The sequence below is a fragment of the uncultured Agitococcus sp. genome, assembly GCF_937920075.1.
In the GTDB taxonomy this organism is placed as follows: Bacteria; Pseudomonadota; Gammaproteobacteria; order Pseudomonadales; family Moraxellaceae; genus Agitococcus.
This window is the reverse complement of the sequence record NZ_CALETI010000160.1, coordinates 1-12,967: the sequence shown is the minus strand read 5'-3', so window position 1 is coordinate 12,967 and position 12,967 is coordinate 1. Positions and strand designations below refer to the sequence as shown.

5 protein-coding genes and 1 tRNA gene are annotated in these 12,967 nt (G+C 40.8%); 2 read left to right on the top strand and 4 right to left on the bottom strand.

Features of this window, described 5'->3' with window-relative positions; translation table 11 throughout:
* On the bottom strand, positions 1-1,125 hold a 1,125-nt coding region (locus Q0212_RS06070), incomplete at its 3' end, for an AAA family ATPase (RefSeq protein ID WP_297923595.1).
* Positions 1,126-1,211: 86 nt separating this feature from the next.
* Positions 1,212-2,906 (bottom strand): AMP-binding protein, encoded by a 1,695-nt coding sequence (locus Q0212_RS06065; protein ID WP_297923593.1) that lies wholly within the window; start codon positions 2,904-2,906, stop codon positions 1,212-1,214.
* Positions 2,907-3,538: 632 nt separating this feature from the next.
* Between Q0212_RS06065 and Q0212_RS06060 the strand changes: the two genes are divergently transcribed.
* Positions 3,539-6,286, top strand: a complete 2,748-nt coding sequence (locus Q0212_RS06060; protein WP_297923591.1) for a peroxidase family protein — start codon at positions 3,539-3,541, stop codon at positions 6,284-6,286.
* 182 nt (positions 6,287-6,468) lie between these two features.
* Here Q0212_RS06060 and Q0212_RS06055 read toward each other — a convergent pair.
* Both Q0212_RS06055 and Q0212_RS06050 read right to left on the bottom strand, forming a co-directional pair.
* Positions 6,469-6,551, bottom strand: a tRNA-Leu gene (locus Q0212_RS06055).
* Positions 6,552-6,654: 103 nt separating this feature from the next.
* Positions 6,655-12,429: an MG2 domain-containing protein gene (locus Q0212_RS06050; RefSeq protein ID WP_297923589.1), complete on the bottom strand. Its 5,775-nt coding sequence runs from the start codon at positions 12,427-12,429 to the stop codon at positions 6,655-6,657.
* A gap of 76 nt (positions 12,430-12,505) precedes the next feature.
* Between Q0212_RS06050 and Q0212_RS06045 the strand changes: the two genes are divergently transcribed.
* Positions 12,506-12,967 (top strand): phosphohydrolase (locus Q0212_RS06045; protein ID WP_297923587.1); only part of this gene is annotated, 462 nt, incomplete at its 3' end.

Below are 12,967 nucleotides of genomic sequence, written 5' to 3'. Positions count from 1 at the left end.
TTTATCAGCAGGCTGTTTGTTCGTCATATAAGATTGACGATACTGATAAAACTGATTTAAATCTTGCTCAATTTCTTCACCAAAATCTTGATTTATATCAAAAATTTCATTCAAAATTAATGCGTAACTTTTGGCGGGGTTTGATTTAATTGCTTTAATTTCTGAATTTTTTTTGCCTTGTTCGGGAAGTTTATAAATCCACGCATCTTCTACCGAGCCAACCACAAATGGCGAATGGGTAGAAGCAAAAATTTGGGCATTGGGTAATAATTTTTGTATGGCAGGCAAAATTCGACGCTGCCATTTTGGATGTAGATGAATATCAATTTCATCTAAAAATAAAATAATATTTTGGTCAAAAATACTCCTTTTTTCAGCCCAAGAAAGCCGATCCAAACGCCAAGCTAAATCAGCAACCAAACCGATAATTGATTTTAAGCCATCAGGCAATACGTCAAAATCTAATACTTGATTATTTAAGCTAATTTTTACAGTTAACGGTGAGTGTTGTACTTTAAACTTAATGTCTAACTGACAAATCTCAAAAATAAATTGCTCTATTTTTTTGACGGCAAACTGATAGTTTTTTGCCGCTTGTTTGTCACCTTCAACCTCTGCCAATGCTGCCGAAGATAAACTGTTTAAAATCCACTGAGCGATTAGATTAGTATCGGTATTACCTGTAAAAGATAAATTGTTTTTAGAAGATAACGACTGAGAAATATCCATGGAGCTAATATTATGAGTTGTTGATTTTTCTAAAGTACGACGACCAGAATATGTACCAACGTAAAAATCTCTCAACAAATAATTAATACTTATTTCCAAATCTTCATAAAAATCATTTTTATCTAATATTTTAAAAGAACGATTATTCCAATTAACACTGATAAAAGCATTGTCTTTGACACGTTGTTTAATTAAAGAATGACTTCCCTCCCCAAAAACTCCTGCCAACGCATACAACAAAGTACTTTTGCCACAACCATTAGCCCCTGTAAACAAATGAATTTCTGCCTTTTTTTCGTCAGCCTCAGCCGATTCAATGGGTGGAAAATCAATTTTCACATCATCAAATACACCAATATTTTTTAAGGCAATCGACTCAATACGATACTCGGTCATGTTATCCACCAATAAAAAGAGGCAAACCATTGCTAGTTTGCCTCTTAGTTTATCGACTTAGTTAGCACCAATAAAGATGCAAACTATTACTCCCAAATAACTTTTTGTTTTTGGGCAACCCATTGCTCACCATGTTTTAAGTAACGATCTTCAATGACATTACGTTTGATTTTCATGGTTGGGGTTAAGAAGCCATTTTCCATTGTCCACTGATCTTTCACGATCACCACATAATCCAACACTTCATGGTCTTCTAACGTGCTGTTTACGCTTTTCAACAACTCTTTAATTTCATTAGTTAAGGTTTCTTTATCCAATTCACCTTTTTCTAACTCTTTAATTGCATCTAAAGACAACATAAACAAGGCAAAAGGTTGAGGCTCACCTGCACCTGTCACACACACCACTTCCACTTTTGGATGGTTGTTGAGTTTGTTTTCAATCGGTACTGGTGCAACATATTTACCCTTACTGGTTTTAAACAACTCTTTAACACGACCTGTAATGCGTAAACGTCCTTTTTCGTCAATTTCACCACGGTCACCTGTTTTAAAATAACCATCATCGGTCATTTCTTCAGCCATTTTGTCAGGCATTTTGTAGTAGCCAATCATTTGTGCTGGGCTTTTTACCTGAATTTCGCCATTGTCAGCAATACGATGTAACACACCCGGATTAACTGACCCCACATAACCGACACGCACTTCATTTGGCTTACAAGCATGAGAGTAGGCAAAGTTTTCGGACATACCATATACGTCCAATAACTCTAAACCTAAACTACGATACCATTCAATAATTTGTGGTGGTAACGGTGCTGAACCAGTTAAGGCAACACGTACGTGGTTCATGCCTAACTGAGTTAAAACCTTCTTCTTAACGATCTTGTTTAAGATTGGAATATTGAATAATATTTTTTGCTTTTTAGGCGGTAACTTCTCGTTTACACCCAAATAGAACTTCGTCCACAATCTTGGTACAGAGAAGAAAATCGTTGGTTGGGCGCGTTGTAAGTCTTTTTGGAAGGTCTCTAAACCTTCGGAGAAGAAAATATGGAAACCGAAGTATAAAGACATGGTTTCGACAGCGGCACGCTCGGCAACGTGAGCCAACGGCAAGTATGACAACATACGTTCGCTGCTAGAGAAGCCCCAGATTTCTTCCATGCCACTGGTAATGACAATCATGGTGCGGAAGCTGTGTAATACACCTTTGGGTTTGCCTGTACTGCCAGAGGTATAAACGATGGTTGCAATATCGTCTAACTGAGGCATGGTTGGATTTTTTAAGGGTTCAGTTTTAGCAACTAAATCATCCCATTGTGGCTGACTAGATAACTCTGGTGGAGACAATGGTGCAGCAATAATTGGTAAACCTTGAGGAATGACGGTTTTAATTTCTTTCCAACCATCAGCCTTGCCATCCATTTTGCCAACAATTAATAATTTGGCTTCGCTGTGTTCAAAAATATATTCGGCAGTTTCACCGTTTAGGGTTGGATATAACGGTACAGTCACATGACCAGACATCCAAATCGCTAAGTCAGCCATAATCCAATGGGCTGAGTTGCGACCTAATAAAGCAATATTACTTTTGGGTGGTAAATTTAACGACTGAATATAGGCAGCAATGCGTCTAACTTCGTTACCCACTTGTTGCCACGTGTAATCTTTAACAACACCATTACCAAATGGCTGGGTTAAATAAATTCCACTTGGCGTATTTTTTTCCCAGTAGAGTAAACAATGAAGAAGAGTTTGCTTTTCGGCATTTGCTGTCATGTTGTTATATCCTCATAAATCACAACGTATTATGCTCAACACAGATTTATTTTCTGTTTAAGGCAATACAAAAAGGGCTAAACGTCAATGGGTAACAAGCATAATGGCGTTTAGGCTTGGCAATTGTTTGATTCTATCGTTGTACAATAGACCATCTTTTTTAACATCAAACTATTTAGACTAAAACGTTTGCTGCTATTTTTGCAGTAATGTTGCCCTAGACAACTATCTCTGCTTAATTAATTTATCATCACACAATGGCGTGAAGACTACCATTGACCGCACTTGCTGAAAAGCCTTGTTTGTCTAACAAATGTAGTTGTCTATGACTTTTCATAAAGTTTATGAATTGATTATGGTCAAAATACATTTTTTTATGTCATTTTTTTACAAAAAATACTATTTTCCCCTCCCACTCCCCCTCCTTTAGCATAGTTCGATAGAAATTCAGGTTTGCTAGACTGCGCGCCGACTGAAGATGATCTTAGTGTTTAAGTCAATGGTTCTACTCTCGCTCCAAAGATGATTATCACTAATTCAGCCACTCTCAAATTCTAAAAAAAGAAACACCACACGGGGACTTCGTGCAATCACCACGACTTAGTCCTAAATAACACCATGAGGACACAGAAATGGCAATTTGGGTGACATGGCCAGCTTGGACAAAGTTTGGCACTTTGGGGATCGCTGCTGGTTTGCTAACTTTAGCAGCCGAACGCAGTGAATTATTAAAAAACAATATGTTTGATTTGGAGGATTACCCCAAACTCAATAAAAATATTGTTTGTGATGAACGCAGTAAAACAGCGCGTACCGAAGATGGGACGTGTAACATTTTAAGCAATCCTGCCGAAGGATCCGCTTATGTGCGTTTTGGTCGTAATGTGAACCCTGCTTATACGGCAGGCGAAACCGAAGCCAATACTTTATTAAGCCCTAATCCTCGCGAAGTCAGTAATACTTTATTAGCTCGCGGTGAGTTTAAACCTGCACCTAGCCTTAACTTTATCGCCGCCTCATGGATTCAGTTTATGGTGCATGACTGGGTTGACCACGGCGAAAATCAAAGCACAAACCCAATTAAAGTGCCATTGCCTGCGGGTGATAGCATGGGCAGTGGCACATTAAATGTACGCCGCACTCAGGCAGACCCAAGCCGCACTGCCGCCGATGCAGGCAAGGTTAATACCTACCGTAACCACAATACTCACTGGTGGGACGGCTCTCAATTATACGGTAGCAGCAAAGCCCAAAATGACAAAGTACGCTCTTTTGTTGATGGTAAATTAAAAATTAATGCCGATGGGACATTACCAACTGAGTTATTAAGTGGCAAACCGATTACTGGCTTTAACGAAAACTGGTGGGTGGGGATTAGTATGCTCCATCAAATTTTCACCAAAGAGCATAATGCCATTGCCACCGCATTAAAACAAAAGTATCCAAATGCTACCGATCAATGGTTATATGACAAAGCTCGTTTAGTTAACTCTGCTTTAATGGCCAAAATTCACACCGTTGAATGGACTCCTGCGGTGATTGCTAACCCAGTTACCGAACGTGCGATGTACGCAAACTGGTGGGGGTTAATTGGTAATGCCAATGGCCGTGACAAATATCAAGCCGAAACCCGTAAATGGTATGAAGATTTAGCCAAAACTGACTCATGGCTTAAAACCTTCTTAGGGGCTAATACCGATATTGCAGGTACAGTCGGTAGTGGCACTTTAGACCACGCGATTGCAGGTTTGGTTGGTTCGGCTAATCCTAACAATTATGGTGTGCCTTATACCTTAACCGAAGAATTTGTTGCGGTATATCGTATGCACCCGTTAATGCGCGACAAAGTGGATATTTATGATATTGGCTCAAACGTAGTGAGCAAGTCAGTGCCTGTCGAAAACACTCGTGATCGTAATGCCGAGTCCATGTTAACCAGCGAAAGCCCAGATCGTTTATGGTATTCCTTTGGTATTACTAACCCAGGTTCGTTAACCTTAAACAACTATCCAAACTTCTTACGTAATTTGTCTATTCCTGTCGTTGGTAATATTGACTTAGCAACCACCGATATTTTGCGTGATCGTGAACGTGGTGTGCCGCGTTACAACCAATTCCGTCGTCAAATTGGCTTAAATCCCATTACTAAGTTTGAAGACTTAACCACAGAACCAGCCGCTTTAGCCAACTTAAAACGTGTGTATAGCAACGACATTGAAAAGATTGATACCTTAGTAGGGATGATGGCTGAGACCGTACGTCCTGATGGCTTTGCTTTTGGTGAAACCGCATTCCAAATCTTTATTTTGAATGCTTCTCGTCGTTTAATGACCGACCGTTTCTTTACTAAAGACTATACGCCAACCGTTTATACCCCAGAAGGTTATGCTTGGGTAGAAAACACCACGATGGTTGATGTGATTAAACGTCACCATCCTCAGTTAGCGGCTAGTTTAGTAGGTATGGAAAATGCCTTTAAACCTTGGGGCTTAAATATGCCTGCTGACTACGAAAAATGGTCTGCTCAAGCCAAAGCCGATCATTTATGGGTCAATGGCGCACAACGTACTCAGTACAAAACTACGATGCCCAATTTAGTTCCTGTGGATATTGGTGGTTTAATTAGTTCTATCTTGTGGAAAAAAGTGCAAACGCGTACCGATGTTGCGCCAGCAGGTTACAAAAAGCCGATTCATCCATATGGGGCAATGGCTAAAGTGAAGTTTATTCCTGTTGCCAATAATGGGTATACAGGGTTATTCCAAGGCTCTGACTATGGTTTATTACGTTTATCCGTAACAGGTTTACCCTCTGATCGTGGTTTTGCACCCGGTTTAGCATGGAAAGCCTTAGTCGATGGCAAACCATCAGAAAACGTTTCTGCGTTATATACCTTATCGGGTCAAGGACAAAATCATAACTTCTTTGCTAACGAGTTATCTAACTACGTGTCACCAGAAGCTAATGAAACCTTAGGCACAACGGCATTGTTCTCTGCGGTATCTACTAAACCTACTTTAGTGGTCATGAACGATATGGCCGAGATCACGCAAAAAGGTGTGCCAGTGTTGACGCCTAAAGCCCCCACACAAATTTATTTTGTGCCACGTCCCGAAGTAAAAACCAAGTTTTCTACGGCAGCACATGACTTCCGTTATGACTTAGCGACTTTAGGTGCAGGTTCAAAACTCTATGATGTTTACGCAACTTCAATGGAAATTAAAACTTCTATTATTCCATCTACCAATTTAAGTTATGCACAACAACGTCGTGCCAGTGCGAAGAAAATTGGTGAATTAGAGTTAACCTCGCCATTGATTGTCTCTGCCTTTGGTGACAGCGGTGTGTTCTTTAAACATCAACGTTATGAAGATAAATAAATCTGTATAAACAGCTTATTTATTGTGCAAAAAGCCAACACATTGTGTTGGCTTTTTTTATGCAGTCAAAAATATTGGCTAATTTGGGCAATGTATCGAATTATTATTTATTTCACGGACACAAAAAAGCCTCAAACTTTTTTCAAAGCTGAGGCTTTTAGACTTCTTTGGAGAAGTAAATATGGTGCGCCAGGAGGGACTCGAACCCACACCCTCACGGACTGGAATCTAAATCCAGCGCGTCTACCAATTTCGCCACTGGCGCAAGGCGGACTATCTTACAATAAAAACAATAAAATTCAAAGATTTTTTAGAATGCATCTCTCCGTTATAAGTATGCTGACAGCCAATCCTTGGCCAGCTATCCGTTACGGTTTAACCTCAATCGTTTTATTAGGACTTAAACCATACACATCAGGTGCATACATCGCCTCAACTCGTGTAGCAGGTAACTTAAACGTGCCTGCTTGATTGAGACGTACGGTATAGGCACTTTGCCATTTAGTATTCGATGGTAAATATTGATAATACGCCCGATAAGCATCCGCCGCATATTCCACATAAACTGGCCACCAATCATTTGTGCCCCGATTTAACAACTCACTATCACGTTTTAAACCACGTCCCAACAACACTGCACCTGTAGGAATGGGGTCATTAACGACCACCCAACCCATTTCTTGGCTAGAGGTAAATGACAACTCGACGCGCATGACATCGCCAACATGCCACTCACCTTTGACTTTTTGTTGAATAGGAATGATGTCTTTAAAAATACGATAGCCTTTTTCATCGGCTTTGGTAATTGGAATACGCGCTGCGCTTGATACCCGCAACCACGGACTGCCCTCACCTTGATGATTAACAGTGATTTGGCTATTTTGTTTTGGCCACGCAAAAGACATATCACTGTTTTCGGTATCATTAAAACGTACTGTTTGCGGACTGGCTTCGGTGGCTTTTGGCCATGCTGTACTGGCTTGCTCTGTGCCTAATTGAGCAAGCGTTTTACCTGTAATACTCAAGGCATTATCATTAAAACGTTTTAGCACAAAACCGCCCCACAAATTACTTTGTGTGCCTTGCCAATGGCCTTGTTGTTGTTGACGAATTAAACCACGCACCAAGAACGGCAATTCATCTTGCCAATTTTTGTCGCCCATCACCGCTAAGGTTAAACGCGCTTGCAACACTTGGTCATCGTCATACCACCACCAACGGTCTTTATCATGTTTAAGAATGATATAAGTGCCACCTTGTTGGACTAATTTGGCTTTTAATAACCGCTCTACTTCGGCTAAACGCTCAGCACGTTTAGGGACATTATTGGCATTTTTTAACAACTCATACCAATCAATTAAAATATGATTAGGCCAGATGCTCGGTTGCAAACGAATGTTATCCAACAAGTTGGGTTTAAAACGACCATATTGTGCCAAGATATTGGCGACTTCGATGTGTCGTTGAACCACATCAAATTGTGGCTCATAAATCCAATAACGATAAACTTCTTGGTTAACTTTGCCTTCAGCGTAACGCAATAAACCATCCAACATGGCATTGCGGCTATCTTCAGGAATTTGCCAATTTAATGCCTTGGCCGCACGTAACACATGTGCTGTTAAGAAAGGTGAACCCGATGACTCGCCCTCACTGGGATAAAACTTGGCTAAACCGTCTTTATCCAAATAAGTTGGCAAATCCCCCATAATATCAGCCCACAAACTGGTATCTTGTAAGCCTGTTGCTTTAGTGGTTTTTTGTTCTAAACAAATATAAGGATAACTTCTAAACCATTGTTTGACTGGCTCTAAAGTTCCCCCCAAATTGGGTTGAACATCCAACAACACTTTTCCTGCTAAAGCTTGTGCTGGTAATGCTGCCAAGTTTCCTTGATATGCTTTTGCGGCTGAAATTTGTTTTAATTCCGAACTTAAAATTTGCATAGGAACAGCAGGCAAGACTTTTTGACTGACTTTTAAGGCATCACGATACAATTCGCTTTGTGCCTGTACTTGCCATGTGACATTCTGACTTCCTTCAGTCATCACCACAGGCACATTAATGATTTGTGTGCCATTCGCAGCCAATACTACCGATTGTTGATATGGCGCTTTTAATACCTCACTATTAATCGTCACTTGCACCGTTTGTGGGTTAGGACTGCTATTACGCAAGGTAAATTCGGCTTGATAGCGGTCATTATCACGTACCACACTCGGCAAACCACTGAGAATTTGCAACTCTTGGGTGTTTCTCATGCTGGCTGAGCCTGTACCAAACTGCTCACGAGAACTGGCAATCGCCACCAATTTAAAACTGGTTAATGAATCATTTAGCGGTACGCTAAAACGTGCCATACCTTGACTATCAACGGGGGTACTGGCTTGCCACAACAACAAGGTATCAAACAACTCGCGTGTTGAACCACCTCGACCACCGCCACCGCCTGTTGGTAAGGCTTTTTTACCAAAGTGACGTTTACCCACTACTTGTAGTTGATTGGTTGCATTATCAATACCATAAGCTCGACTTAACATCATCGACGGCAACACATTCCATGAGTCATTATTCGCTAGTTCCAATAAAGCTTCATCAACGACAGCCAAGGTCACTTCGGTGTCATTGGGCAAACCATCACGACCTTTACTGGGGCTGACTTTAACGGTGACTTGTGCTTGTTCGCGTGGGTGATAACTGCTTTTGTCGGTACTGACATCCACACCTAATTGAAAACCTTCCCAACCCACTTTTAACTCAGCAATCCCCAATTTAAAGGCAGGTTTACCCAAATCCACTAACGCAGTTGGTTGAATTTGTTGATTACGACCACGAACAATGGTTGCTGAAATAAAGACGTTAGGTGCGTATTCTGGCTTAATCGGCACAGAAATCACCGAATCTTTACCCGAAATTGGCGTGACAAAACTTTCTAAAATGCCATCACGCACCACCGACACTAAAGCGGTTGCTTCACGGAATGGCATACGCACTTGTAATCGCGCAACATCGCCAACTTTATAATCTTTTTTGTCAGCTAAAACATCAATACGATCATCATCGCCTTGCTCAAACCACCACTCATCTTCACCTGCTATCCATAAACTGGTGCGTGTTGCTGCCTGACGGCCTGTTTTATCGGTGCTGATGGCCGTTAACTCCAACTCACCTGCTTTGGCAAAATTAAACTGACAACGTAAATGACCTTGAGCATCGGTTTGATTGCCACAATTGACCGTGACCGGCTCTTTAATGGTTTTGGTGTCATAAGAATAATAACCACCCAAAGTACGTTTACGATGGCTTTCATAACGAATCATCTGACCAAGAATTTTAATGGGCGTATTGGGTTGCAATTGTTGTTGCTGATTCACACTAATAAAATCGACTTCAACAGGCTGATTTTTTGCCACCCAAGACGAAGCCACTTTTGAACCGACCATGACTTCGGCTGGCCAAACGGTGCTACTTGCCCCCACTGTTTGTGTTTCACCACTGGGGTCTCTAAACTCCATTTCTAACTGCACACGACTCACTTGCTTAATGTCAGGCAATGTAGGCGTTAAAGCATTTAAACTGCCTGAGTCATCCAACACCAATTCTTGTTGCTCTAAATCTTGATTGTCTTGTGTTTTGTCATTGACCATGACTGGCACAGAATCAAAACTATATTCCTCAAAATTCGGTAACGATAACCAAGACTGCTCTAAGCGCCCACGAAGTGTAACAGGCGCATTGCTATAACCACCGCCGTTTAAATAGCGTAATTGCAACTGTAAGGGAATTTGTTTACTACTATTGGCTACCGTATGACTTGCAATGCCCAAATTGGCTTTTAACACAGGCAATCTAAACGCTGAGACATTAAAACAGCCTGTATGCAAATAGTTGTCGGCACTTTTCTTTAATTTAACGCAGTATTCGCCGAGTTTGGCTTGTTTAGGAATCGTCCATGTGCTTTCACCATTACCAATCGGACTAAGCTTGGTGCTCACGGTATATTGCTCACCACTGCCCGAATGCTCAATTAGCACCTCATTGATATTGGTGCTTTTATTGGGCGCACTTAAACCTGTTAATTTGGCATATCTCACTAAATGTTGCATATGCACCGTTTCACCAACACGCAATAAAGAACGATCAAAAACGGTATGGGCAACAAAATCACCTGTGGATTTGCTTGAGCCATAATATTCATCACTTTCTTCATCATAATAATAATCGTCAACACTGCTTAAATTAAAACGCCATGTTTCAATGCCGTTTGTCCATTCAGAGAGTGCAAAACTACGATCATCTCCCAGTTTCGCCATAATCAACCACGGTGAATTTTGGCAACTGGTTTTATTATCGGTATCTTTAGGATATTTAAATAAATCTTTGGCAATTTTAACCGTACCTTGCTCACCCGTTTGGCCTGTCCACAATTGTTTATTGTTATAACAATCCCAAACACTCACCGTTGCATTCGCAACAGGCTGACCTTTGGCTAAATCAGTGACCCATACCAAACTATTACTTTTGCCCATTTGCACATGAATGCCTAAATTGGTCACTAAGTTCATGGTATGTACATAAGCAGGTTGTTGTTTTTGGCTAATCCATTCGCCCAAATAACGGCTTTCTACTTCGTGAATATACAAACCTGTGTTCACAGGAATTCCAATCACTTCAAAATCACGCGCACTCAGTTTGCGTGGTAATGCTTGTACAGAAACACCAGCTTGTTTGGCAATTAGCGGCTTATCTAAAGCACCATAATTATTAATGTTTTGGTAACTTTTTAAAGCACTAACAAAAGCGGCATCGTCATCCGCCACTTTAAAACTATACAGTTTGGCATCAGTTTGCGCGGCCATATCTGGCTCTAATTGGCGAATCGTTAACGGCACAGCTCCCACTGCTTTTTCAATCACGCCAAAATCAGCAGCAAACTTGGCTAACGGTGGATAACCGCCCGTTTTTACTTGTAAAGGAAAATTTTTTGCATTGGTTAATGGCCGTTTGTAAACATCTTCAATGCCTGAAGGCAAGCTTAATAAAAACGCAGAATTGGCAGGAAATGGTGCAGCAAAACGTACATAATCGCTGTCTTCAAAATCCTCACCACTGTTGGGCATGGGTGTCCATACCTGATTACTCCCTTGCAAACGAATCGCTTTAATTTTGTCCGCCGTAATCACTTCGCTAAACCGTAACTCCATATTGGTTAAGGGCACACATGGTGCTTTGGGACTTTGTCGAGGGCAGCTAAAACTGACGGTAAAGGGCTGACGGACATCATAGGCCAAAATTTGGTCGCTAGTGCGTTTTTGGCCTGTTGCAGTGGCCACTTGTTTACCCCAAATTAAACGTACTTGTTGACCACCTGTTAAACGACGGCCACAACTTAAGGCACGCCACTCTTTAACGGTGCTGGTTTTATATTGATTGCTTTGTTGATCGTAATATTCGCGACTGGTATTTTTTCGCCACCAATCTTTAAGCTCTTGGTCTTGTTTGGCTAACCATGCTTGGGTTTCTTGAATGGTAAAAAATTTGGCATACAATTTTTCAGGGGAATCACTGGTTAAACAATACACCTGACTAGGCAAAGAACGCGGATCGGTTGGTTTATCTAATTTCACCAAAAATACTTGGTCATCCAAAATACTATTGCCATGATATGGCCACGCATCAACCACACGCACACCCTGTGTCGCACTATAATCATAACCAAAGGTGACATCCCCGACGGTAAACTGATAATAGGGATAGGCTTTAACGGGCTTACCTGCCACACTCTTTAGCCCTGTTACTAAATTAAATTCGCACTTAGTACCCACAGGTAAATTATTATTAAAGTTATACGCCCATGTGCGTGTATCTAACCAACGACCACGACCATAATTTTTACAAGAAGAGCTAACAATAAAAGGATTACGCACATTTTTGTCGCCCACTCGCACCATATCTTCAGCAAAACGCGCTCTTGCCTGCCCCACCGAGCCAACATCTCCTTGTGGGCTAAAGGTTTTGAGTGCAACCGTTTGACCTGCCACTTGATAAGCAGTTGCTTTGGCATTGGCAACTACCTGTTGCAAATCAAAAGCAAACAAGCTAAAACTCATGATATAAAGAATAACGGCAGACAACAGGCGCATATCGCCTCCTTTGCAATTAACAAATTTCAAGAAACATAAACTGACTTAGTATAGTACAAAGGCAATAGGAACAAAGATGGAAATTATTCGCCAACATCAACTATTAGATATTATTTTAGAGCTTCACAAATCTTCACTAAAAGGAGATTTTACAGCTTATAAAAATCATTGTTATCGCGTACTTAATTTTTATGCTGCATTTGTCGCCAAAACACCAGACAATCTCAATAAAGGTGCTGTTGCAGTCGCTTTTCATGATTTAGGCATTTGGACAGATAACACCCTAGATTATCTGCCACCCTCTGTTAATCGTGCCAAAACTTATTTAGCTGAAATTCAACACTCATATTGGCAAGACGATGTGAGCTTAATGATTGATAATCATCATAAAATTACGCCATTTCATCATAATGCTTTAGTCGAAGGATTGAGAAAGGCTGACTGGCTAGATGTGTCTTTGGGATTGATGAATTTTGGTTTAAATCGACAGTTTATTAGCACCATTCAACGCGAATTTCCCGATGCAGGTTTTCATTTA

Bases quoted from the DNA above. Each gene is read 5' to 3' on its own strand.
- Q0212_RS06065 (WP_297923593.1), bottom strand. From the start codon at position 2,906: ATGACAGCAAATGCCGAAAAGCAAACTCTTCTTCATTGTTTACTCTAC.
- Q0212_RS06060 (WP_297923591.1), top strand. From the start codon at position 3,539: ATGGCAATTTGGGTGACATGGCCAGCTTGGACAAAGTTTGGCACTTTG.
- Q0212_RS06050 (WP_297923589.1), bottom strand. From the start codon at position 12,429: ATGCGCCTGTTGTCTGCCGTTATTCTTTATATCATGAGTTTTAGCTTG.